This window comes from Brevibacillus sp. NRRL NRS-603 (genome assembly GCF_003013445.1).
Classification (GTDB): Bacteria; Bacillota; Bacilli; order Brevibacillales; family Brevibacillaceae; genus Brevibacillus; species Brevibacillus formosus.
This window is the reverse complement of the sequence record NZ_PXZN01000012.1, coordinates 62,154-86,069: the sequence shown is the minus strand read 5'-3', so window position 1 is coordinate 86,069 and position 23,916 is coordinate 62,154. Positions and strand designations below refer to the sequence as shown.

Genomic DNA, 23,916 nt, shown 5'->3' with positions numbered 1-23,916 from the left:
TTATTTTCCTGCTGCTCGCATGACATCATAGACGGTTTCGCTGAAAATGCGTGTTGGAATATCAGTGAGCTTCATTCGATCCACTGGTTTGAAGTAAAAATGCTTGTACTCGGCATCTTTATTTGGAAAGAAAGCCAAGGCTTCCAGCTTCACATCCTCCATTCCTTCCCAATACGAAATGCTCGCCCCGCTGATTTTCAACTCAGCCACCATACCGTCATACAGTTTGTAAAACTCGTAATAATAACCGGCATCGAGCGGCGTTCCTTTGACCCAGCCGAATTTCTCCATCATTTTCGCAAAAGCAGTCGGTGAATACGATTCAATAGGAAGGCGGAGCACTTCATTGGCTTTTATTTCTTCTTCCGTTGGCAGGAACGCTTCACGACTTAACTGCTCGAACGGTTGCGTAATTTCGTAATCTTCTAGCTGAGTACGCCAGCCGTTCAACGTCTCTTCGTCCAGCTCCAGTGGATGAATTAAGCCAATGAGCTGCTCATCTGCCAACTCATACTCATCCTCGTCCACGGTGTTAAATGTCCCGTCGTCCATATAACGGAACGTATCTATGAGCTTTCCGTCCTCGTATACACCCCAGATGAGCCCGATGGCGAATTTTTGCATCAACACGTTCTCCACAAAGAGTCTTTTCCATGCTTCCGTTGACCAATAACGCGATTTGGACAGGGACTCCTCCAGACGAAGAGATTGCACTTTCACCATATTTTTCAGATCTTTTTTCAATTGAGCAAAAGTCAATCGCGCTTGTTCTGCCTTCTCCTGATCGTCTTTCGCGGACGGTGCAGGCAGATTTTTAACCGCTTTTCCTGTGCTGTCGTTCGTAACTTCCAGCTCCAGCTCGTTGCTGACTTTGACCGTGAAGGTGCGGTCGCCGTAGTCAAACACTTGCTTGCCGGACGCATCGAAGCCAAGCGTCGTGACCAGTCGGTCTTCCAGTTCCATCGCGGAAATGTTCTGATTCGCAGCCGCCATGGACAGCGCCTCTTCTGCGGCTGATTTGACTTGCCTGTTTTTGATCGTACGCTTGATCTGGTCGATTAGACGCAGTGCAGTCAAATCATTCGAGAACGACAGAGCACGTACGCCGTCCGCAGCCAAAGCTCCGCGAGAGTGATCTGTCCACTCCTTAATCAACTGACCAATCGTATCGACTATACGTCGATCTCCGAAGGCGACGCAGAGCGGCATGACCCATTTCTCTTTGGCGACTGCTCCATTATCAACCCAAGTTCGCAAGACTTCTGTGGTAAAGTCAGCAACAGATGCCGCTTGCAGAGACGGTTTCAAGTCAAGCACCAGCTGGTTTGGCGCTGTCGGGAAATCGATTGAGGCGGTTAGCATGTACTCCATTACTTCTTTCCCCAGCTCGTTGCCGTCTTGGTCGCGAAGGACTGGCATGCGCTCAAGTGGCATCCATTTAATCCGTGTGAGCTTGCGCTTATCGGTCAGATTGCCCAAATGGGTCAAGCTCGCATCTGGCCCTTGCTCCTCTGCGTCGATAAATGTTTGCAGCAGCGTTTTAAATTTGCTGCTCTTTTCATTTTTCAGTAGCTCTTGGAAAATCTCCTTGTTATCGTCCAGGGAGCGAATCGCATCCAGCGCCATTTCCTTGACCTTTGCTTTTTTCTCGGTTTGATAGACGTGCAAATAAAGCTCCTTGTCTTTGGCCTGAAGGAACGCTGCACCAGCAAGACCGCTCACTTTCTTCGAGCTGTCAGCCAACCCGAGCAGAATGGCTTGGTTGCGCAATTCCTCTGACAGCGTCTCCTTTGCCGCTAATAGGGTTTGCGTCACAAACACGCGAAGCTCCGTTTCGAGCTTGTCAAATTGAGCCAGACTCATATCCGGATTTGCTACGACCAACGAACGATACACCTCTTCATTGACGTCCGTGTAATAATAGTGCATCTCCTTGATGGACAAAATCTGATAGAAAAGTGTCTGGACATCTACAGCTTCGTCCTTCCGGTAATGATCGATGATGCCGGTCAATCGATCCTGGAACGCATGAGCGAAGCACATATGACCTACTCTGCGATTGGACTTGTCTTTGTAGTGGCACATGAACAGAATCAGACGCGCAATAAACCGATGGTCCACAGGCAAGAAGCTCAACAGGATCATCTGCTGTCTTACAAGTTGTACGTCCTCCAAATGCACATGCTCGAGCACATCCTCTAGAGCAGCTTTTTCATCCAAATAGCTCGCCAGCTTCGTCGAGCCCTTCGCACGTCGCAGTGCATCTTGAATAATCCCTTCCAAAGAAGGCTGGAAATCGGAGAGATCCACGCCAGCTGCCGCCAGCGTTTTGTATAAAAATCCTTTGACCATCGGGATCGAAGCAAGCTCAAGCGCTCGTCTTGATTTCGTTACGTCTTCCAGCACCAGCTGCTTCACTTGTTCCCAATTTGTCGGCGGGGATAGCAAATGCTCGCGAAGTCCCAGCAGTAGATCGTAAGGCTCCTCCATGTGCACAAGGTCAGCCAGTCTCTTATCTTCGGACAGAATATCAAGCGGGAACATGTCAAAAAGGATTTGCAAGGTGTCGTGCAGCTCCCGATCGATCTCCTCTTCCTTCTTCAGGAATGCACTGGTCCCGCCTTTGACGTGAATGCGGAAATACAGCAAGCTGATGACCAGCTCCATATAACGCTTCAAATGTTTCTGGTTCAAAAGGGAGCCTTCCTTGACCTGTTCTCCTGGATAACACTTTTCTCGCAGCGCAGCCTTTTTCTCTTTGACGTACGAAGGGTACAAGGACTCGTTGGTCAGCAAATTGTTGCTCGAAAACTGCATGGTCACGATTTCTTTGGCAATGGTTTGCAGCTCTTTTATATATTCGCGCGTATCACCTGTAACTAGGTAATAGTAGCTCGGCATAAGCTTTTCTTTTGCTTCTTCCAATAAGCTCGGAGAAATCGTGTACGCATACGAAATGAATAACAAAAATTCGGCCCGATCAAATGTCGAGGAGTAGTCACGGCTGATGCTTACCCGATAATCCTCCGCGGCTTTTAACAAAAATTCGGCAAACAACGCATGTCCGAAATGCTCGATCGTTTTTCTCATGGCGTCTAATGCTTTCTGATCTTTTGCTCGGATATCAGCATCATCGTTGTCCTTCATACCCTGAAGCTCGATCTGATCCAGGAAGCACTCATCCATCACGTTTTTCTTATCGTAAAAACGGTTGCTAGCCTTGTAGATTAGCACAGCTGCGCGATAGAAGGCCAGCTCCTCGCCGCGTTTTTTCAGCTTGTCAAATTCGGATCGAACCGTATAGCTGTAAAACCGCGGGTCCTCAGCGATTGCCGGGCATTCGTCTGTGTCACCTGCAATGTAATTAGTGATTTGATCGTACAAATGCTTGTTTCGATCACTTGCACTGATAAACTCCTCCACAAATTTCTTCGTAACCGGATTCAGATCTGTCTTTCGTAAAACCATTCCTTACTCCTCCTTCTTTCTATCTCTATTTGATAACCTTGCCTATCCATTGCGCGAGCTCATCAGGCGTGATGGCGGCGACATTTGCACCCATATCGCTCAATACCCTCGCAGCATGTTGGTTGTACGTAGCATTACCATTAAAATCCAAAGCAGTCAGCACTAAGAACTTGCACCCCGCATCAATGATTTCCTTGCTTTGGCGATACATTTCCTTGATTGGATAGCCTTCCTCCAAATCGCTGACGAGGATAAATATCGTCTTCGATGGATTTTCGAGCAGTGATCGTCCGTATTTGAGCGCTTGTGCAATATGAGTCCCCCCACCTAACTGCACACTCATCAGCACATCGACCGGATCATCCAGTCTATCGCTCAAATCAACGACCTTCGTATCAAAAATAACCAGATGCGTCTTCAAGGCAGCGAGCTTGTAAAAAATACTTGCCATAACGGAGCTGTAAATCACAGAGTCCATCATACTGCCGCTCTCGTCCACGACAATGACGATGTTCCATTTGTTGTGATGCTGGATATTGCTGTGGAAATACAGCTCATCGATGATAAAACGGCTTTTTTTGCGATCGTAGTTTTTCAAATTTTTACGAATCGTTTTATGCACATCCAGATTTTTCATCGACTTCGTATAGCCGCGTTTGTGGCGATTGCGTTTGCCGACGATGCTGGTCTGCACTTCATTCTCAAGCTGGCGCCGGAGATCGTCTACGACCTTGCGCACAATTTCCTTTGCACTTTTCACGACCTCTCCTTTCATCCTGCCTTTAAATTGGAGGATGTTTTTCAAGAGGGTCATGTTGGGCTCCATGCTTTCCAACACTTTTTTGTCTGTCAACAGCTCTGTCATGTTATAGCGGTCCAGAGCTTGCCGCTCAAGAATTTCTACTGTCTTCTTGGGAAACAGCTTGCGGACTTTATTCAGCCAGGAGGGAACCGTCAATGCCGAATCTCCTCGGCCGCCTTCTTTTCGGTAGCCTTGCTCTTCTCCGTATTCCCGGTTGTATAAAAATTCAAGAATCGAGTCTAGTTCCTGGTAGGAAAACTCGGATGATTGATAGACCCCGCTGCCTTCCAATGATTCCTCGGCATGAGAGCCCAATAACAACCGCCAGCGGTTCAAGGCTTCGCGGCTCAAATCAGGTTCCATTTGGCAAACTCCTCCTTGATCGCTTGATCGAGCATGCGGGCATCACGCATGGTACGCTCATCGATGACTGGATTCGTGACTTGTTCCACCGTCGTTTGGAAGAGATCTGCCACTTTTTCCGAGAGCATACTAATTTCCATTGGGCTAAAATATGTAAACGCCAATCGCAGTTCAGGCACTACCTGCAAAAAGTCGTCGTAGGCCAAGGATGTAATCATCTGATGCAGATCGCGCAAGATTTCCTCTTGATGAAACAGGTAATCACGAGCCACGATAAAAACGCCATGTAAATACGCGGCGGTATGCAGCATTTGCTCAGGCGAGCCGAACATGTAGGCACGCGCACGTCTGGAGATTTCTGCGCGTTCGATCACTTCAAGATTGCACAAGATCGCGACCACTACCCCCTCCAGTTTCGCAGGGAGCTTGTCGTTACGCAGCAATTCCAGCAGTTGATCACTGAAAATCTCTCGGGAATCATCCGCCTGTCTCTTCTCACTCAGCATGTAGAGGAATTTGAGCTGATCGGCCAACTCATCCAGTTCGTTGGGGTTCGGGTTTCCCTGCTCAACGATTTTGGTCACAGCCTGGTAATATACTTCTTCCACCAAGTTCTCCAGCCGTTCTGTTTCGCTAAGACCGAACAACCGTTTTTGCTCCAAAAGAATGGTGAGTGTCTTCAACGTTTTGCAAAGAGAGAGAAAATGTCCATCCTGCCTAACGGACTCTTGTACAGATTCAAAGAGCCTTTCCGACAGCTCTTCCAAACCCATAACGACTGACATCAAAAGCCATTTTGCCAGCTCATGGCTCTGGTGCTGCGGCAGTTCTTTTACCATATCGGCTAGCTTATGCGCGGCTGCTTCCTTCACCGTCCCACCGTAGACCGAGCTCTCGATCAGACGGGCTTCTACGAAGGAGGAATAGCTGTAGCGCCATGTTTCTCGGACGAGATTGACATTTCGATTGTTCATCCAGTCTGGTCCAGCTTCTTTGGCGCAAAATTCTGTGCCCAAGAACTGCATGCAGTGAAAAAATTGGCTGGCTTCACGATGCGACTTCTTGGCATACAGCTCCAGCACCTTCTGATTGCGCCCTGTCGTCGTGATCGCAAGCTTTAGCGATTTACATCTGTCTTTGCAATCTCGAACGATAGGCACATCCAGTGAATTTGGGGCAACTTCACCGATTCCATCTCCGGTCAACAGCTCTCGTAATGTCTCAATCGGCTGTGAAGTTGCAATCGAGCGTTCGCCTTTAGTAAAAGCAGAGAGAACGGAATCGATCAGCTCATAGGCACCGCCCTCAGCCTTTTCGCGCATGACAGCCAAGCCGTTCATGAGGCTGTACGCTTCGATCGCATCCGCAGTAGACGTTGTTTCTCCCTTGCCTCGCAGTCTTTTTAGCAGTTGCGGCAGGTATGTTAACGCGCTTTTCGAGAAGGGAGCAAGCTCCTTCTTCTCCAGTGCCTTCCACACACTCTCATAGTAGTGAACGTACGGCATCCCGCTTGCGTATCCATTCAACTGATCTGCTTCCTGGTACGTGTACACCATCGGATATATTTTTTCTTCCTGCACCTTTTGTATCTTGTAGGAAGTCTTGCGCTCCTCGATGAGTCCGTATGTATGAAAGCCCCCGGTAATCACGAGAATTCTCGCATGTTTTTTCTTTGCCTCTGCAATTTTTTGACGCATGTGCGCCTCGCGAATCAAATCGCCTTCCGCTTCCAAAGTAGCGTCATCATAGCATTTTCGAGACAGGTAGCAGTAGGCAAAGACATCCTTGACGAAATCCTGCGTCTGTTTGCGAATACCATCAATCTCAAAAACCTTTTCCCACAGCTCATCGAAGTTCCGGCATTTCATCGTCTGGCACAATCGCTGAATAAACTGCGAGCCTGTCAGCAAGCGCTCATCGTGATAGGACAGCTTTTCATTCTTCTTTTTCAAATCGTGGCCGTCTTCCAAGCTTTCCAGGCGGCTTCCGTAGCTTAAATCAATGAAAGCAGCAGGAATTTGCCGGCGTTTTGCTTCAACCAATGCCACATATTCCGGCGAATACATAAGAAACGGAAAGTAACAGACGTATTTTTGCTCCCCTGAGGCGTACGCATAATAAATGCTCACAGGAGGCTTCGTCCGTTCATCCGTCAAGATCGGAATAATATGATTGCTATGGTCCGGGCCTTCAATCAGAATGATTTCCGGTTGATACTCTTCGATCGTCTTTTTCAAATGAAACGAGCAAGCAGGACTATGATGACGAACCGGGAAATAGACGACCTGTTTGCTGAGATTGTAAACCTCTTCTTCGACGAATGATTTTATGAAGCGGTCCTGATCCTTTATTTGATCCATTTCTTCTCGTTGTAATACGTTCCCCATAGACCCTCTTCCTTTGCCCGTTCTTTGACCACTTTGGTAAAGTAGGTTTTCAGGATATTTGCGTCCTTTTGGTTTTCCTTGACGACCGCTCCCAGCATGTTCTGTACCAGTCGATCCATGGAAATTGGCCTGCCATCATAGTAATGGGACGTCATCGCACTTTGGACATAAACGGATACGGCTTCGGCTGTACTCATCACAGATTGGGGAGAATCGATTTTGAACCCTTCCTTGGTCTCGCCCATGCGCAGCTCCATGAAGGTCGTCGCCAATATCTCAACCACATCGCGATCGATTTCGATGTTTACACCACTTTGCTCCAGAATCACTTTTGCTTGGGATTCGATAATTTGCGCTTCCATTTTCACATGATTAATGGGCGCGATTGTCTCGAAGTTAAAACGGCGTTTGAGCGCACTGCTCATTTCATTGACGCCTTTGTCCCGCAGGTTCGCTGTTGCAATGATATTAAAACCGGGCTTCGCAAACAGGATGCCGTCTGACAGCTCGGGAATGTTCATCACCTTGTCGCTTAAAATACTAATTAACACGTCTTGAACCTCAAACGGACAACGGGTAATCTCTTCAAAACGGGTAATGATTCCCTTGCTCATTCCGTTGTATAACGGGGAAGGAACCAATGCTTGCAGCGAAGGACCTTTGTCCAGCAGCATCGCGTAGTTCCAGGAGTATTTGATCATATCCTCTGTCGTTCCTGCGGTGCCTTGAATCGTATTCGTGCTCGTACCGGAGATGGCCGCAGACAGCAGCTCAGACAGCATCGTCTTTGCCGTTCCAGGCTCACCGACTAGCATCAAGCCGCGATTGCCCGCCAACGTGACGATCGCTCGCTCAATAAGCACATCGTCTCCATAGAACTTCTTCGTAATCGGTATACTTTCGCCCTCATAAGAGAGAGGTTCATCCGTTCCTAAAATAAAATCGCGCACAGCTCTCGGCGACATCAGCCAATTGGGAGGTTTCGTCCCCGTATCATGGGATCGCAGCGCATTCAGCTGTTTCGCATATAACGCTTCCATAGGTGGCTTCATTGTTTCCATCCAAATGCCCACTCCATTTCTGGTTGTTCTTGAAAAAATAGGTACACTATTAAAAATGAAAACATATGTTTGTCAGGAAAAGAAGGGTATTTGTACCCAATATTAGGTAAGATATGTGAAAAAATGTGAAAGGAGTACTACAAGCAAAAAAAGCGCCCTGGGTCCCCAAGACACTTTTTCTCGCTTTTTTTAAAGATTTTTTTACAACAACGTCCGCAAGCTCCAAAGCTCCGGGAAAAAACGGTGATCGAGCGCTCTGCGTAAGTACATGACGCCTGAGGACCCTCCTGTTCCCGGCTTTTGGCCTATGATGCGTTCGACTGTCGTCATATGGTTAAAACGCCATTGTTGTTGCTGACTGGCGATGTCCACCAGCTTTTCTGCCAACTCGTACAAATCCCAATACTGGTTTACATTTCGATACACGGTCAGCCAAGCTTGCTCTACGCTCTGGTTTGGTTGATACGGCTGTGACCAGTCGCGATTCAAACATTCCGGATCAATCGGCAAGCCGCGCGCAGCCATCTCCCTGATCGCCGCATCGTAAATGCTGGGCTGCTGCAAAGCCGCACTCATTTGGGTGTGAAGCTCTGGTTGATGCGCATACACCGCTAGGACATGCTGGTTCTTATATCCTAGCGTAAATTCGATGAGTCGGTTTTGATAGGATTGAAATCCGGACGAATGACCCAGCTTGTCACGGAACTGAAGGTAATCGGCTGGTGTCAATGTAGAAAGGACATCCCACGATTTAATCAATTGCTGCTGGATACGCGAGACTCGCGCGAACATTTTGAAAGCAGGCTCCAGATCGTGATTGCAGATGCACTCATTTGCTGCTGACAGCTCGTGCAAAATTTGTTTCATCCATAGCTCACTCACCTGATGAATGATAATAAACAGCATTTCATCATGATGAGTAGATTGACGCTGTTGACTCGACAAGATTTGATCAAGCTGTAAATAATCGCCATACGTCATTTCTTTTTGGAAATCAGTATGAATCTGTGTCTCCAATGAGGTGTCGTTCGGTTGATTACTTCCTTGTTCATGTGGTCTCATCGCGGCATGACCTCCTTTCCCATCTAATTCCTTTCCACCCCTCATTCCTCCTGCTGAATCTCCCTCCTTCTCGCCCGATATTATTTCGCTGCTTCTAAGTATTTCAAATCGATTAAGCCATCGATTTTATTACTGGAAATATAGCCGGCTTCCTGGCTGATATCTGCCATTTCCTGAAGAACTTTTTCATTGACCGCCGTTGTTACTTCCAAACGGGAAAAAGCTGCCTGCACTTCTTTTTTGCTCAGCTCTTTGCCAGTCAGACTTTTCAAATGCTTGATGATCAGGTCTTGGCTTTCTTCGGGATTTTCCTGAATGAATTTGACTGCCTTTTTATGTGCTTGCAGGTAGGCGGTTGCCAATCCTTCTCTTTTCAAAAATTCATCGCTTGCTGCTACCACGGTATTGGTTGATTCTTTCCCCCAAGCAAATTGATCCCAGTCCAAAAGCAATTTTCCTCCCGCCTGATTTTCCAGTACATATCCCCACGGCTCCTGCGTTGCTGCACCGTCAACGGATTTTTGTACGAATAATGCTGCTGTATCTGCGGGAGCCGCCGCATACAGTTCCACATCTCCACCATTCGTCGTCGGTTTCAGTCCAACCTCATTCAGTGCTTTTCTGAGCATGACATCCTGTGTGCTGCCGATTACCGGAATCGCGATTTTTTTGCCTTTTACATCTTTTAGCTCCGTAATAGTGGTTGAACCATTCATGACGAGGACTGCTCCGCCATTGACCGCACCTGAAATCAAGCGATATCCGGGATGCTTGACATAAAAGTTCAACAGTGGTCCTGGTCCGACTGTCCCTACATCAATTGCTTTGGTAGCCATCGCTTCCATAAACAATCCGCCATTGGTGACCGTTTTTGTTTGAATCTTCATATCAGCACCGAGGGCTTCCTTAAAATAGCCTTTTTCCAGTGCAATGATCGTTGCGCTATGGGTCAGATTTGGGAAATATCCGATCTTTACTTCCTTCTCAGAGGACTCTGCTCCGCCTGTAGAGCACCCGCTCGCAACCCCCATCAATAATAGGGATGCGACAACGGTACTGAACACTTTTTTAAGCATGTGACACACTCCTTCGCTATTTTTCGTTTTATGAATGAACTCCCCACTTCATCTGAACGTTGCGTTCGATCCGTGAAAAGACAACATTATCGACGATGGTACCGATGATCGCAATAATGATCATGACAGATATCACCAAATCCATTTGTCCAAGTGAACGTCCCATCTCGAGCAATTGACCGAGACCACCGCCACCCCCGAGCAATTCACCTGCCATGAGTGCCCTCCAGGAAAATGCCCAAGCAATTCGAAGTCCAGAGATGATTTGCGGTACGGATGCAGGAAGAATCACCGTTCGAACAAAGTGAAAGCCAGTCGAACCATAAGTCTTGGCTACCCGCTGATATAGCGGCGGGACATTTTTGAAACCGCTGGTCGCGTTTACCGTCATCGTCCAAGTCGCCCCGATCGTCACGATGAACAGAATGGAGAAGTCATTTAAGCCAAACCAGATAATGGCAAGCGGGAACCAGACAATACTCGGGATGGATTGAAGCGCCGTCACGACAAAGCCAAGCGTATCTTCTACGAGTTTGTATCTCCAAATGAAGTAACCCAATATCAGTCCGACGATAATAGCAATGAGAAAGCCCAACAGGATTCGTCCCATGCTTTTTCCAATCGCGGCGGTAATTTGCCCGCTTATCAAGCCATTTACGAGTGTTTCGAAAACTTGGGTCAAGCTGGGAAACATGAACGATGGCAGTCCAGATAATTTAGATGTGACTTCCCAGATCGCCGCTATCATAGCGATGAAGATGACCCGTCTTAAAGCTGTAGTCATTGCCCATTTCCTCCTTCAGCACCTTTTCTATCTCTTCTTGCAGGATCGACAGCACCTTCTGCTCTGTGTTTACTGTCACACTGTCCGGCATGACTCCATCGCGCATAGCAGGAACCGCAATGATTTCCTTAATTTTTCCGGGGCGTGTGGCAAAAACGACGATCCTCTCCGCAAGCTGAACGGCCTCCCGGATATTATGGGTGACGAAAAAAATCGTGACCTTGGTCGTCCGCCAAATCTCAAGCAACTCCTTATGAAGAACCATCCGCGTCTGTTCATCCAGCGCCGAGAACGGTTCATCCATCAGCAAAACGTCGGGTTCCATGACAAGTGCCCGAGCTATGGCAACACGTTGCTTCATCCCACCTGAGAGCTGATGAGGATAGGAATGAACATACTTGCTTAAATGGACCATTTTGAGCACTTCCAGCGCCTTTTCGTTGGCTTTCGCTGTAGACATTTTCTTCAACTTAAGCCCGTATGTAACATTTTCCAAAACGGTCAGCCATGGAAATAATCCTGCTTCTTGAAAAACGACAACTCTGTCGGGACCAGGCTTATTCACTTTGTTGCCAGCAACTTGTATGTTACCGCTGTCAGGTTGATCCAATCCGGCTATCAAGTAGAGCAGCGTCGATTTTCCACAGCCAGAGGGGCCGACAATGGAAACGAAGCTGCCCTTTTCCACTTCAAGATTGATATTATCCAGCACCTTTACTTTTTGTTTCTGCTCATTCGCGAAATGTTTCGTAACATTATCAATAGTCAGATACATGGCTGCACCTCTTTTTATTCCAACTTTGTCGATGGGGATTATTAATAAATAATGATTAATCCTATCGTTTTTGTCAACTATAATCCATTAAAAAAGGGAAGGCGGCGGGCACCTTCTCCTATTCAATGCGCTATCCAAGTTTTATGTGCATCATAACACATCCCCTTCTTTAACTTCTCTTTTTTCCCCTACAACTTCGTCGGATCAAATCGTCTCTCATCCAAATAAGCTCGCGCATGTCCCCAGAAATACTTGCTTGGCTGCATGTAGATTTCCAGCCCTGCCCGCTCGATTGTGCGATTCGCCTCTTCATTCGCTTCTTTGAGGATTTGCTTTTCATCCACAGTCAGTACACGGCGCTCGTCCATAATCAGCTTACCGTCGACAATGACATGGTTCACATCTCCGCCGACTGCCTGATAGACGACACGATGGACATGCATGTTCTCGGGATTCAAGTGGGCCTGATGCATATTTACAGTAATGACGTCCGCTTTTTTACCAGCCTCAAGCGACCCCAGCTCGTCATCCCAGCCGACACACCGTGCCGCATCAATCGTGACCATTTCCAGCAGCTTGCCCGGCGGGAGGTAATAATAGTCACGCAGCGCCGCTTGTTGCAGCAGTTGCATTCTGCGCATGGCCTGGAACATGTCAAAAGGAGTCATCGGCGAGGTGCCGTCTGTGGTGATCGCAACAGTCGCTCCCATCTCCAGCAATTCCGTAATCGGGGTGCGTGCATTAATTTGACCAAAACCAGGAGAAGCACTCACATTCGTTCCTGTTTCGGCCAAAATTTTCGCCTCGTCAAAAGAAATTCCCCGACAATGCTGCAAGTGTACGTCTGGGCCGAGCAGCGCGTAGTCTTTGTCTTGAATCGCGAGGTGAATCATGCCTCCAAAAGCATCGGAATGGATGCGCGTGTCGTACTTTTTCGCAATCTCCCTGATTTTCCGGGCTTGGTAACGGTCGAAATCCGTTAGGCCAAACAATTGGTCAGCTGGCGTCGGATAGGATGGATTGACAGAGGTCACGATGACAAATGGAGTTATGTACGCTCTGGTTTTATCGTTATTCGCGTGATTCAGGGCTTCGATCACTGCTTCTGCTCCAGCGAGAACCTGCTCATAGGTGACTTCCTTCGTTACTTTTTGTCCATCGACCCAGCGGCTGAAGAGATGCGGCCACGGTGGGTTGCATGGACCTGTCGCTACGATTTCACGAACGCCAACCTCGTTGTACGCTTTGGCGTGATTCAAGGCAAAGATCGGATCATCTGAGCGCGGCATCGAGCCTAGGACGCTAACACCTGTCGTAATCCCAGCTTTAAGCCGCTCCAGTGCTGACAGCTTTCCCTCGTAGTACCAGAAATCGTCTGTCACGTAGTGTTTATAAGTGTTGGTCATGATTGGCATCCAGTCGTTGATATTGTCCGTCGCAATCGTTTTGAACAACGAATGTCCGCCATGACCATGCGCGTCAACGAAGCCTGGCAATATACAATGATGCACGCAGTCGACTACCTTTTGCGCTGGATACTTGTCTTTTAGAACTGGAGTGTCGCCTACCTCCAAAATTCTTCCTTTATCAATGGCGACTGCCCCGTCCTGTAATACCCGACGGTCCTTGTCCATGGTGATGACTACGCCGTTTACGAGTAACAAATCGATCAAGTTGCATCTCCCCCAGCCTCAAATATAAGGGCGGTGCCCATGACACCTACTTCCCCTCCCTACACCTTAGCTCAATTTTGATATCTTGTATTTGCAAGAAAATTACGACTTTTTATAATATGTTTACCTCTTCGTTCCAAATAGAAAAACCACCTTCCCTTGAAAGAAAGATGGTTTGACCGTTTTAAGCATCCGCTTTTCGGTTGCGGAGGAAAAAAATGAGGAACGCTATCCCCGCAAATGCGAGTACAACATAAACGACATTGGAATAGAGATCGAAGTAGTACAGAATATCTTCCCACGATTCCCCCAGTAAGTGACCAGCCATCACCAGGACGATGTTCCAAATAAACGTACCAAGTGTTGTAAACAACAAAAACAGCGGGAAATTCATTTTCGTCATACCTGCTGGAATGGAAATCAGGCTTCTGATTAATGGGACCATACGGCAAAAAAAGATCGTCCAGTACCCGTATCGATCGAACCATTCATTCGCTTTATGGATATCTGCCGGTTTAATCCGCAGAATATGCCCCCATCTCGCTACGATCTTCTCTATTTTTTGGACGTCTAGGTAATAACCGATTCCATAGAGAATGATTGCCCCGATTACCGAACCGATTGTAGCTGACAAGATTACGCCAAAAACCGTTAAGGATGATTGCGTCGTCATAAATCCACCGAACGTCAAGATCACCTCAGAAGGTATGGGCGGAAAGATGTTTTCCAGTGCCATCATCAGTAAGATACCGAAGTAACTATATTGTTCAATAATTTGGGTCATCCAGTTCTGCATGCTATCCCTCACAATTATTTACCAATGCTTATCTCTCCAGTATAGAGACACGCGTTGCATAGTTCAATGAAAAGCGCTCATCTTTTCCTTTATTTCAATACGAAAGAAGGAAGTCTTGGGTTACCTTTCCTTAGAAAATTTTCATTTTAAATATTTCTGAACAAAAAACATTGCAAAGGGAGGTAATATATGGAATATTAAGAAAGTGCCTCCATGCACATTTTCAAAAATAAATCGTGAGGAGGTGAACTGTGTGTTTCGCAAGATTGTCTATTCACTCGTATGTTTTCTACTGGTTATGACGGCTGGCGCCGTGAATGTAAACGCTGCGCAACCAAAAGCAACCGGCATGTTTTTCATTGACAAACCATTCAAGAAAGAAGGACTTCGGTTTCAAGTGACCGTTACCGAAATCGACAATCCAAAATACGAGGCACCAACGTACCACGTAAATACGATTGTCACGAATATTTCGCGGAAACCAATCACGTACACGACTGCTCAATGCTATGACGTGACAACACGTATCGAAGCGTATGCCTCCGAAGACTCTTGGGAGCTTCCTTACCGTGAAGACGAACCAGCCTGTCCCCCGGTCGTCAAGGAGAAAACCTTGAAACCTGGAAGAACGATTGAGCAAGATGAATATTTCCGAACAGACGAACTGCCGGGTGATCTAACGCCAGACTATTTTCAGTTAAACTCTTACGTACACATCCTCGTTGGGCCTGAAGATAAGGAACGCAAAGAGGAAATCGTAAAAATGCAGACGAAACTTCTTCCAGGGCTGACCCTCAATCCAGATGAGATCGAGCTCCAGGCTGAATCAAGTGTACTCCCTAAATCGTATTACGAACTCAAAGTGACAGGGAAAGCCTCCAATAACGATATCAAACGCGTAACGCTTCAGGTCTTCAATACGATCATTACGTTGCGAATCGACTCGAAGTCAGGAGAGTTTTCCACGAAGAAAAAAGTAAAAGCAAAAGGCCCGTCCCTTCAATCGGGTGTACTCGAGGTAACGTATAACGATGGCACGAAACATACCTACAACGTTCCCATAGAAAATTCCAGCAACTGATGTTCTCCACGAAAAAAAGGACCGCCATGTGTGCGTCCTTTTTTTCGTGTGAAACCCTATTGCTGTTCTTCCGTGCTATTCCTTCTGCCTAGACCAGTAAATCATTGTGTCGTCCCTCTTTATTTCGGTAAAGTTCATTTTGACTAATAATTTTGCCGAATCTATGTTATCTAGCAAGCACTTCGCCGTAATCTTTTTCACATCTGGCTGCAACAATGCCCAATTCGCTAAGCCTTCAGCCGCCTCGTACGCGTAGCCTTTTTTTCGCTCGGCTTCAATAATTCCATAGCCGATGTCTACTTCTCCCTCCGCATTCGGTACTCCTTTGAACCCTGCATCCCCGATGATCTTCCTGCCAGCCTTTGTAATGATCATCCACGATTCAAATCCTGTCGGTTCTCCTGTGATTTCGAGTGCACTGATGATTTTGGGTATTGTTTCCATCGCATCCACATCAGGCCAGCCTTCGCCTAATGTAAGCCCCATATCCAATAACTCTTCGTAATCTTCTTGCAAAATATTCATCGCTATTCTATGTGTAAATGGAATCAATATGAGCCTTTGTGTATGAATGCTATTTTCATTCATGGACAGGTACCCCTTCCTCTTTTCTTTATTGTGGTTGTTTTTTCTGAAAGGGTCTATTCCTACACCTCAGCTACTCTTTCAATACTCCGATAGGAAGAATCACTCGGGCACCACCATTATAGCATGATTTTCCATCCATCCCTTTTTATTATTACGAATGGAAGATTGATTAATTGGAATCTTTTCCGAATAATGAGAGATAACGAATGAGGATGGACACCACGGAAATCCAGTTGGTAAGGAGTGAGAACATGTCCACAACACTTAACACTGAGCTTGTCCGCATTCAGCCCTGGGCGGATGACGATCTTCCCTTGCTGCGTCTTTTGAATGCCCCAGCCATGATGGAGCAGCTTGGAGGCCCGGAGACGGAGGAGCAGCTCCTTGCTCGGCACGAGCGATACGTCAATAAGGACGGGCAGCTTACGAGCAAGATGTTCAGCATCGTACTGCTGCCAGATCACACCCCTGTCGGAAGCATCGGCTATTGGGACCGCATCTGGCAAGGAGAAAACGTATACGAAGTAGGTTGGAGCGTCCTGCCCCCCTTTCAAGGGAAAGGAATCGCCTCTGCGGCTTTAGCCTCACTCATCACACGCATCAACCAAGAACGAAGACATAAGTTTATTCATGCCTTTCCCTCTGTGGATAACCCTGCCTCGAATGCCATTTGCCGTAAGCTCGGTTTCACTCTGCAATCAGAATGCGTCTTTGAATACCCTCCTGGAAGATTTATGCGCTCTAATGATTGGCGATTAGAGGTTGCATCCGGACATTTCCCCATTGAAAAAGTCCGGGAGCAATTCCCCGCACTACAACGAACATACAAAGACAAGCCAGTTGTTTATCTGGATGGCCCAGGCGGCTCACAAGTCGTAAAATCCTCCATGGACGCGATCTATCGCTATATGGCGAACGGTGGGGCGAATTTACACGGCTCCTTTCCAACGAGCAAGGAGACAGAAGCCATCCTGGCAGATGCCAAGCAAGCCGTAGCCGATCTCTTCCATGTGGGGCCGCTAGAGGTAGCCTTCGGGGCGAATATGACCACCCTGACCTTTGCGATTGCGCGTGCATTAGGTCGACATTGGAAGGAAGGGGATGAGATCATCGTCTCCGAGATGGATCACCGCGCCAATGTAGACCCGTGGCTGACTGTTGCCGCTGATCGCGGAATGACCGTTCGGTGGTTGAAGGTGGATAAAGAGACACTTACGTTACAACTAGATGAACTCGATACCCTCCTTACTTCCAGAACCAGACTTGTGGCAGTCGGGCTTGCTTCCAATGCTGTCGGAACGATCCATGATCTCGCAGCCATTTCCCAAAAAGCGCGCGCAAAAGGAGTCGTTGTTGCTGTCGACGCCGTGCATGCGGTCCCTCACTTCTCTATCCATCGTGATGAGATCGGAGCCGATATCCTGCTCTGCTCCGCCTACAAGTTTTTTGGCCCACATGTGGGAATCGCTGTCATCCGGAAAGAAATTTTTGAAGCACTCGATGTTTACAAATTGGTTCCTGCCCCCTCTTCTTATCCAGATAAACTGGAGACCGGAACACAGAATCATGAAGGGATCGCAGGAATCAGACCTGCTATCGAATTTGTTGCATCGCTTGGTCTCGGTGATAATTTCCCAGAAAAAATCCGTTCTGGTTACGAGATGATCGAAGCTTATGAAAATCAGCTGGCAGAAAAACTGCGAAAAGAACTAGGCGCAATGAAGGGTGTCACCATCTATCAAGCGGGTGAAGATGTACCGAAAACACCGACGATCGCTTTTCGGATTGAAGGGTTTTCTCCCCAAGAAATATGTGAGCGATTGTGTGAGGAGCATAGCATATTCGTTGCGGACGGGGACTTCTATGCGACAACACTCGCCAATGGTTTGGGAATCAATGAAAGTGGCGGCTGGATACGAGCGGGGCTGGCACCGTACAATACCCGCGAGGAAATTGATCGTTTCATTCAAGGTATCAAAGCTATTATACGAGCATAATACAAGACCCGGGTCAACGCGACTCGGGCCTTGTACGTTTTTATCCATGAAGCCCGGTCTGAAATCTAGCTCGGGGGCGATAGTGCCCGACCGGAATTTGAATCAAGCAGGTTTTCTCTTCGGTCTCCAGGTTGTAAAGATCATCACAATTCTCCACGTCAAATCCGAGTAGCGGGTGACCGCCCATTCCACACGTGAACGCTGCCAAAAGCAAGTGATGCACGACGATTCCCGCCTCCATCTGTTGGATGCGATACCCTCTAAACCCTAGCTGATTGATCAAATGATCACGTTTACCCGCCACATGAAAGCATAACGGCACTTGATACAAATTCACGTTGTCCAGGGTCATTCCGCCTTGAAGGCGTGCTCGCACATCCCCATAGACAATCGGATATAGAGCATGCTCCAGTGGTTCGTAAGCGTATGCCCCATCTTGTATCCCTTCTACCTGATGGATGCTTACAAGGAGAGAAAGCCTTTCCCATGCTGCTTCTTGATTATTTCCCAAATCATTGCCGTACGATAGAGCACTCATCGTCATTTCCATGATACTCGCTACCTGATTCTCGTTTGTTTTCTTTTTGATAAAGTCCATTTCTGGTGAAAAACGCTCCCGACAGTATTGCGCCAGATCATAGCTCGGTTTCTCCAAACGCGGGAGTAGGATTCGCTCATCGAAGCGACGAGTCTCCTTACTTTCAAAGTGATCCGAATATCGTCTAAATGCATGGGTATTTTCCTGCATGGCGGCTTCATTCATTTGCAGCAGCGCAGGATATTGCCTCATTCTTTTTGAGCGCTTCACATGCACATGCTTTTGCTCAGGCAGTTCTCTGATTAGCTCGCTTGCCGTCTCCTCTCCTCGTTCTGTCCATAGTGCCGGTGAGTGCGATTGCCTCTCCCCTTCTGCTTGAAGCGATAAGGGAACTACTGCGTATACACTCTCTTGATCGGCAGACAATCCTAGCAGTGCATTTATCGCTCTATCGAGATACTGGTAATGTACCGCGGTCGTCACACCGAACTGGTTTGCCATTTCCTGCAATTGTCCCAGCAGTACACCAGCATCGAGGCCCTGCAATCGATAGGAAAACTCATCGTACTTAAAAAAGTTCTTCCAAAAATAGATGGATACGAACGCAACTCCAAAGCATGCAGGTACTGGACAACTGCCACCAAGTGCTCGGCTAAGGAAGTGATCAAAATTCCCTTCGCGCAATTGGACGAGTCTATGATGGGCCACATCGTAGTGGTATAGACCTGGAGGAATACTCGACAGCTTCAAATACACATACAGCTCACTCGGGTAGAGTCCTCCACCTGACGGAACCGGTCTCCGATTGGTTACAAGCGGCAAAAACGACTCAGATTCTGCATCTGCCGAGGTCGTGGTTAACAACGATTGGCTGATTTGGATCAGTCCGTAGCTATACCATAGCCAAGCGCCCAATTGAGGAAGAGACATCTCTTGTGAAACCGTTTGATCTACGAGTGATAAAGGAACATCTTCTGGCAGTGGAATGACAGGTAGCCCCCTGTACACTTTGTATGTCAGTGGCGCATCCCCCCAATCCACTTCAAGATCACTTGACCTGGCGTTTTCTATATCAAAATGAAGGCGGTACAAGAAATTTTCGAGGCTCATCCGGCTCACTCCCAGATGCATGTTATGGAAACGGATGCGGAAAAGGATTCAACTCGTCTACACGCAGCGGTTGATTCGCGTAACCCAGTTTCACAGGGACCTCCAATACTCTTTTCAACCCCGTTACTCGCGTGAGATGATGGCCAAAAGTCATCGGGAGCATGCCAGGAATCAATACGCGCACGCAAGATAAGCCGTGCCGCCCTACCTCTGGTGTCGTTTGATCCACCACAATGACATCGAGATCTAACTTTTGGAACACACCGAGCAACTCCCGCAAATCGTCCGTCAGATCACGATTTTGGTTTCTTTTAGGGAATTGTTCAGATAAAGAGACCATTGGACGTGAATCATCCATGAGAAAGGATAAGCGCTCCGCTGCTTCCGGCAAGCTGTAAAGCATCGCATGATCGTCCATCTTTTTCACCAAGGACGAATCTTGAAGCATGCGCAAGTATTTGTCTCGATTCGCTTCGTATTTGTCTGTCAAAGGCATGAGCATAGCAGCCGTTTCGAAAATGGAGCTTTTTACAGCGCGGATGGGGTCAGGATGCGCTCCTGCTGCACAAACGAGGTGCAGGCCTTCCGCTCTCCGATTTTTCGCAATCGTCCATACAGCAGGTATTCCATTTTCCATGGTCGCATCGAACAAGTACAAATCGTAATTGGTAACGGTCTGCATCCGATCGATCAACAGAAGCAATTCCCGATCATCGACCGTAGTCGGATCGAGGCGTGGCAATGGCAATTGGGCATACCAGGTCAACAAGAAAGCATCTCGCTCCACCACTTCGAGGATGCCGTAAAAGATCGCCTCCTCCAAACTGCCGCCTAATGCACAGCCATTGGAGGTCTCAAATACAACTCCCTCCCCGAATCCCATACTGTAGTAGGCCATGAGTTCGGGTACAAGAATGGGTCGCTCTTCTTTAAAAGAATACCCCCATACCCAGTTCATTTCCCGTTTGGGATCAAAGGGCTGAAACGGAAAATCAGGCAGGGCATACTGCTCTTCTGAGTGGGTTCCCGCCGTCGTCGGATCAAGGGCATGCGGAGCAAGGTTGGCATAGCAGTCGCGTACCATCGTCCTCTTGCCACGCGGCATCAGCCCGCAATATCTTTCCATTCCTTCCAAAATCGCCGTTATCTCACTATACGCGTAGGAAACAGACCTGCCGGCCGTACCCTCGTCATGGGAAAATAACGGCAGATTGACACTTACATCTGCGAACACAGAGACAAGATCACGTGCTTTCCCATTCAAAAATCCAGTACGGGAATCTAAAAATTCGGTGGAGAGAGCTTGTTTTAAATCGGCGATGGATTTGGTCCGATAGCTGTCTAGACTTTGTTTTATGATAGGCTTCAAGCGAATTCTCGCCTGCTCTCCGGAATCCTCGGGCAGCTGACTGCATACCGGACATAACGGATTTGGCAAAAAGAAGTGACGCGTGCTTGTCAATGTTTGCAAATCAATGAATTGGATATGCTCTGACAACTGGGCTTGCCTGCCTTCAAAAATACGATCAACCTCGGCGCTTACATGGTATGCCGCCTGTAACAATCCAGAGCGGGATGCCCACGGGTCACGCAGTATGCCGCCTTTTTCACTCAGCATGTGTTGTACCTTCCACATCTCTTTGCGATCGCGTCCCGCCATCAGTCGCCGCATATCTGCACACTGGGAGCACCCTGTTTGACCTGGACGAACCAACGGACCTACGATGGCCTCCCCAAATGAAACAAAACCGCGCAGCCATGGGATGTTAGCTTGTCGAAAGATATTTTCTGCCTGCAAATGCAAAGCGGGATGATAAGTATCATGCAAAAGGAGAGCCAAATCTGCTCCGCTTGTCGCAGACTCCATGTTTTCACTGCGCCACACATGATAGTCCTTCCGCAAACGTTCCGAAACCAGCCTTGCCAGTACTCCGTCTCCAATGATAAGAACGTCAGCGCTCATCGAGGCACCTCCTGCGAGAGCAGCAAGGCGAACACTCCACCAAGGTCTTCTTCCAGGAAAGGCTCCATCGCGGCATTGATGACCAGCGGAGAAAGGTGATGAAGGGTCAGCACCTCGACAGCTTGTTTCCAGACTTCTTTTTCCGATTCTTCCTGAATGTTGTTGAGTGCAACTTCGATGGCTTCACCCGCCAATCCAACAGATTGCGCTGTCAGTACATACTTGGACACTTGGGTGGTTGGGGTCTGAATCTGTTGCAAGGCATACATCAGCGCTGATCGTAATGCGTCTCGCTCCTGCAAGCCAACGCTTCCGTACCAGCCTGTGCGCGTTCCCACCCAATACATCGGAAATCCGTACACCCCATAGCCCTTTGCAATCGTTGGTTTTTCACCCAATGCAGTAAATGACCGGATATAAAATTGGCATGGTTCATCAGTAATCGTGTCAGCGTGGACAGGTCTCGCTGTTGGTTGTCTCCCTTTCATATCTGCTACATATGTGAGCGTCAAACAATGCCGCAGTGCGCGATTAAGTCCTTCAGCTGGCGTTTCCCCTGCACCGACTCCGATATTGCCATTTCCTACAGCTTGAAAGGCAGTGTCTATGGTTGCGAGGTGGTTCACCATTCTACCAACGTACATTTCCGCCCCAAGAAGTCCCGCTTCTCTTCGTGCCTCTTCATGGGTATAACCAGGGCAGACGACTTGCAGCATCAGCTCCGCCGGTCCTTCTGAGACAGGATCGACGGCCGTAACCATACACTGTGTGAGCGGTAATTGCGTGAGCTCGCCCTCATCCCAGCTGTGAAAAATTCCTGTATCCGATGAGGTCCACGACTGAAACAGAGACTGTAGTCCTTCCTTTGGTTCGGTCTTATTGGATAGCCGCGATTCAAGCTCCTTTCTATCCAATACCTCCAGGCTCATCTCTTTATTCACCAGCGGATGGGGCAGGTATGATCGCCAGCCGCCTTCCAATGTCTCCAGATTCAATACATACACCTTGTTTTCTTCCTCAGCTTCCTTGACACCAGTCGCATGTTTAAACCATTCGAACACGGCAATATTGGCCAGGATTGCTGCTGCCGTCATTGAAAATGGATGTTGATCGGGATCCGCACATAAAGTCTGTCGGTGCAAGCGACGCCAAGCCGATTCTAAACAAGCTGCTGATTCGGGATGAATCAAAGGTCCTGCTATTCCTTTTTGCATCAGACAAACGGCAGGAACAAATACTTTCTTCCTCTCTCTGCACGCGGAATGAATGACGCTCATTTCATCCTTGTTTACCTGCGCTGAGGTGTACAAAATAGCAGCGAAAGGCTCAATAGCCTCCGACCACTCTGCAATCCCCCACGACGCTGGTTTCAGCTCCTCCAGCTGCACGTGTGGGTCTTTCCTGCGTGTATGCTCGATGATTTCGTCTAATCTCTCTCGATTCGTGGTAGTTTCATTCGTGATGACGTAATGGAATTGAACGCAGCCTGATTCCAGCAAGGCATGGACAACGGATAGAAGAAAGGAACCTGCCCCAACTATCAATACTTTTTCCGTCCGATATTTTTGAAATAAATATCCACCCGATCCGCCAAACTGGTCCAAAAATTCAATCTGTTCTGCATAGGCCGACATGATTTCAGGCGAAAGCTCATGCGGCTTCTCTAGACTCATGTCTTGAAGAAATCCATTTTGTAAAAGCGTCCCCGCCACCTGGTATATTTGTTGTTGGTATTCTTCCGGCAAATCGTCGGTTAATTGGGCCAGCGTGTACTCCCCATTAAACATCGGCATGAGCTGGTCAACCCATCGGTCAATCATATCCCCCTTCATTCGAAATGTTCCGATGTTGTTCCGAAAGTATACACTCCCATCTGAATCAGGCAGATAAACCGTATCCCGCTTTACTTTTATGCGCATTGAAGGATTCAGCCTAACCATTCTCCTCCCCCTTATTGTGCGAGATCAGCCTTTTGCGACATCATGTATCATCGTCATTTTATGTAGAATACGTTGTCTCACATGCCAGCTGGAAAAACAAAACCCCTGCCAGGACGTCATCCTGGCAGGGCACTTCATTCGGTTTATCGTTCGAAAATCTCGCCATTCATACGATAAAGCATGGGAAGAAGCAAGTGCAGCTGCATGGGAAGAAGCAGGAACAGCTACAGGAGCAAGAGCAAGAACAACTACAACGCCCGCAGCGGCCACAACCACATCGGCCGCATCCACATCTACCACATCCGCATCGCCCGCGGACAAGTGTCGCTTCATTCATCTTTTGTTTATCCCAGCGCTGTACTTGATCTGCTTTTATTTCGGAAGCCTTTAGTTTTTTTAGCTCTTTTTTGAAATCATCCATTCATCTTCACCTCCGCCACTTCATGGAGCTA

The 23,916-nt window shown here is 47.9% G+C and carries 17 protein-coding genes; 2 read left to right on the top strand and 15 right to left on the bottom strand.

Annotation, left to right across the window (positions count from 1 at the left end; genetic code table 11):
• The 10 genes from C7R94_RS08035 to C7R94_RS07990 all read right to left on the bottom strand — a co-directional run bounded on the left by C7R94_RS08035 (window position 1) and on the right by C7R94_RS07990 (window position 14,247).
• Complete coding sequence (locus C7R94_RS08035; protein WP_106779781.1) at window positions 1-3,468, bottom strand: DUF4132 domain-containing protein; 3,468 nt, start codon at window positions 3,466-3,468, stop codon at window positions 1-3.
• A 25-nt stretch (window positions 3,469-3,493) separates the two neighbouring features.
• Window positions 3,494-4,633: a VWA domain-containing protein gene (locus C7R94_RS08030; RefSeq protein ID WP_106779779.1), complete on the bottom strand. Its 1,140-nt coding sequence runs from the start codon at window positions 4,631-4,633 to the stop codon at window positions 3,494-3,496.
• The gene (locus C7R94_RS08025) at window positions 4,618-7,020 is read right to left on the bottom strand and encodes a DUF5682 family protein (protein WP_106779777.1); all 2,403 of its coding nucleotides are present in this window, start codon (window positions 7,018-7,020) and stop codon (window positions 4,618-4,620) included. Before C7R94_RS08025 ends, C7R94_RS08030 begins: the two co-directional genes overlap by 16 nt.
• A complete protein-coding gene (locus tag C7R94_RS08020) occupies window positions 6,981-8,081 on the bottom strand; it encodes an ATP-binding protein (RefSeq protein WP_197245057.1) in 1,101 nt (366 codons plus the stop codon). Before C7R94_RS08020 ends, C7R94_RS08025 begins: the two co-directional genes overlap by 40 nt.
• Before the next feature lie 201 nt (window positions 8,082-8,282).
• Entirely contained in the window at window positions 8,283-9,143 is an 861-nt protein-coding gene (gene kynA, locus C7R94_RS08015) for a tryptophan 2,3-dioxygenase (protein ID WP_106779772.1), read from the bottom strand.
• Between the two features lie 80 nt (window positions 9,144-9,223).
• Window positions 9,224-10,219 carry an aliphatic sulfonate ABC transporter substrate-binding protein gene (locus C7R94_RS08010; RefSeq protein ID WP_106779770.1) on the bottom strand — a complete coding sequence of 332 codons (996 nt, stop codon included), beginning with the start codon at window positions 10,217-10,219 and terminating at the stop codon, window positions 9,224-9,226.
• Window positions 10,220-10,247: 28 nt separating this feature from the next.
• Window positions 10,248-11,003 carry an ABC transporter permease gene (locus C7R94_RS08005; protein WP_106779768.1) on the bottom strand — a complete coding sequence of 252 codons (756 nt, stop codon included), beginning with the start codon at window positions 11,001-11,003 and terminating at the stop codon, window positions 10,248-10,250.
• Window positions 10,936-11,778, bottom strand: coding sequence for an ABC transporter ATP-binding protein (locus C7R94_RS08000; protein ID WP_106779765.1), 843 nt, complete (start codon window positions 11,776-11,778; stop codon window positions 10,936-10,938). The genes C7R94_RS08005 and C7R94_RS08000 overlap by 68 nt, the downstream gene beginning before the upstream one ends.
• A gap of 188 nt (window positions 11,779-11,966) precedes the next feature.
• On the bottom strand, window positions 11,967-13,451 hold the full coding sequence (locus tag C7R94_RS07995) for an amidohydrolase family protein (RefSeq protein WP_199197925.1): 1,485 nt from the start codon (window positions 13,449-13,451) through the stop codon (window positions 11,967-11,969).
• A 184-nt stretch (window positions 13,452-13,635) separates the two neighbouring features.
• Window positions 13,636-14,247, bottom strand: a complete 612-nt coding sequence (locus C7R94_RS07990; protein ID WP_106779762.1) for a DedA family protein — start codon at window positions 14,245-14,247, stop codon at window positions 13,636-13,638.
• Window positions 14,248-14,500: 253 nt separating this feature from the next.
• Between C7R94_RS07990 and C7R94_RS07985 the strand changes: the two genes are divergently transcribed.
• The gene (locus tag C7R94_RS07985) at window positions 14,501-15,328 is read left to right on the top strand and encodes a DUF1308 domain-containing protein (protein WP_106779760.1); all 828 of its coding nucleotides are present in this window, start codon (window positions 14,501-14,503) and stop codon (window positions 15,326-15,328) included.
• 75 nt (window positions 15,329-15,403) lie between these two features.
• On the opposite strand, the gene C7R94_RS07980 is transcribed toward C7R94_RS07985, so the two are convergent.
• Window positions 15,404-15,916, bottom strand: coding sequence for a GNAT family N-acetyltransferase (locus C7R94_RS07980; RefSeq protein WP_106779758.1), 513 nt, complete (start codon window positions 15,914-15,916; stop codon window positions 15,404-15,406).
• 251 nt (window positions 15,917-16,167) lie between these two features.
• On the opposite strand from C7R94_RS07980, the gene C7R94_RS07975 reads away from it, so the two are divergent.
• Complete coding sequence (locus tag C7R94_RS07975; protein ID WP_106779755.1) at window positions 16,168-17,913, top strand: cysteine desulfurase-like protein; 1,746 nt, start codon at window positions 16,168-16,170, stop codon at window positions 17,911-17,913.
• Window positions 17,914-17,953: 40 nt separating this feature from the next.
• Here C7R94_RS07975 and C7R94_RS07970 read toward each other — a convergent pair whose 3' ends face one another.
• The 4 genes from C7R94_RS07970 to C7R94_RS30955 all read right to left on the bottom strand — a co-directional run bounded on the left by C7R94_RS07970 (window position 17,954) and on the right by C7R94_RS30955 (window position 23,885).
• A complete protein-coding gene (locus C7R94_RS07970; RefSeq protein WP_106779753.1) occupies window positions 17,954-19,561 on the bottom strand; it encodes a SagB family peptide dehydrogenase in 1,608 nt (535 codons plus the stop codon).
• Window positions 19,562-19,583: 22 nt separating this feature from the next.
• Window positions 19,584-21,524 (bottom strand): TOMM precursor leader peptide-binding protein, encoded by a 1,941-nt coding sequence (locus C7R94_RS07965; protein WP_106779751.1) that lies wholly within the window; start codon window positions 21,522-21,524, stop codon window positions 19,584-19,586.
• Window positions 21,521-23,464: a putative thiazole-containing bacteriocin maturation protein gene (locus C7R94_RS07960; RefSeq protein WP_106779748.1), complete on the bottom strand. Its 1,944-nt coding sequence runs from the start codon at window positions 23,462-23,464 to the stop codon at window positions 21,521-21,523. Before C7R94_RS07960 ends, C7R94_RS07965 begins: the two co-directional genes overlap by 4 nt.
• 166 nt (window positions 23,465-23,630) lie before the next feature.
• Complete coding sequence (locus tag C7R94_RS30955) at window positions 23,631-23,885, bottom strand: heterocycloanthracin/sonorensin family bacteriocin (RefSeq protein ID WP_106779745.1); 255 nt, start codon at window positions 23,883-23,885, stop codon at window positions 23,631-23,633.
• Window positions 23,886-23,916: the final 31 nt, after the last annotated feature.

Excerpts from the sequence above, each read along its gene's own strand:
- C7R94_RS07980 (WP_106779758.1), bottom strand. The coding sequence starts at position 15,916 with ATGAATGAAAATAGCATTCATACACAAAGGCTCATATTGATTCCATTT.
- C7R94_RS08025 (WP_106779777.1), bottom strand. The coding sequence starts at position 7,020 with ATGGGGAACGTATTACAACGAGAAGAAATGGATCAAATAAAGGATCAG.
- C7R94_RS07975 (WP_106779755.1), top strand. The coding sequence starts at position 16,168 with ATGTCCACAACACTTAACACTGAGCTTGTCCGCATTCAGCCCTGGGCG.
- C7R94_RS07960 (WP_106779748.1), bottom strand. The coding sequence starts at position 23,464 with ATGGTTAGGCTGAATCCTTCAATGCGCATAAAAGTAAAGCGGGATACG.
- C7R94_RS07990 (WP_106779762.1), bottom strand. The coding sequence starts at position 14,247 with ATGCAGAACTGGATGACCCAAATTATTGAACAATATAGTTACTTCGGT.
- C7R94_RS08005 (WP_106779768.1), bottom strand. The coding sequence starts at position 11,003 with ATGACTACAGCTTTAAGACGGGTCATCTTCATCGCTATGATAGCGGCG.
- C7R94_RS08000 (WP_106779765.1), bottom strand. The coding sequence starts at position 11,778 with ATGTATCTGACTATTGATAATGTTACGAAACATTTCGCGAATGAGCAG.
- C7R94_RS07965 (WP_106779751.1), bottom strand. The coding sequence starts at position 21,524 with ATGAGCGCTGACGTTCTTATCATTGGAGACGGAGTACTGGCAAGGCTG.
- C7R94_RS07970 (WP_106779753.1), bottom strand. The coding sequence starts at position 19,561 with ATGAGCCTCGAAAATTTCTTGTACCGCCTTCATTTTGATATAGAAAAC.
- C7R94_RS08010 (WP_106779770.1), bottom strand. The coding sequence starts at position 10,219 with ATGCTTAAAAAAGTGTTCAGTACCGTTGTCGCATCCCTATTATTGATG.
- C7R94_RS08030 (WP_106779779.1), bottom strand. The coding sequence starts at position 4,633 with ATGGAACCTGATTTGAGCCGCGAAGCCTTGAACCGCTGGCGGTTGTTA.
- C7R94_RS08020 (WP_197245057.1), bottom strand. The coding sequence starts at position 8,081 with ATGGAAACAATGAAGCCACCTATGGAAGCGTTATATGCGAAACAGCTG.
- kynA (WP_106779772.1), bottom strand. The coding sequence starts at position 9,143 with ATGAGACCACATGAACAAGGAAGTAATCAACCGAACGACACCTCATTG.
- C7R94_RS08035 (WP_106779781.1), bottom strand. The coding sequence starts at position 3,468 with ATGGTTTTACGAAAGACAGATCTGAATCCGGTTACGAAGAAATTTGTG.
- C7R94_RS30955 (WP_106779745.1), bottom strand. The coding sequence starts at position 23,885 with ATGGATGATTTCAAAAAAGAGCTAAAAAAACTAAAGGCTTCCGAAATA.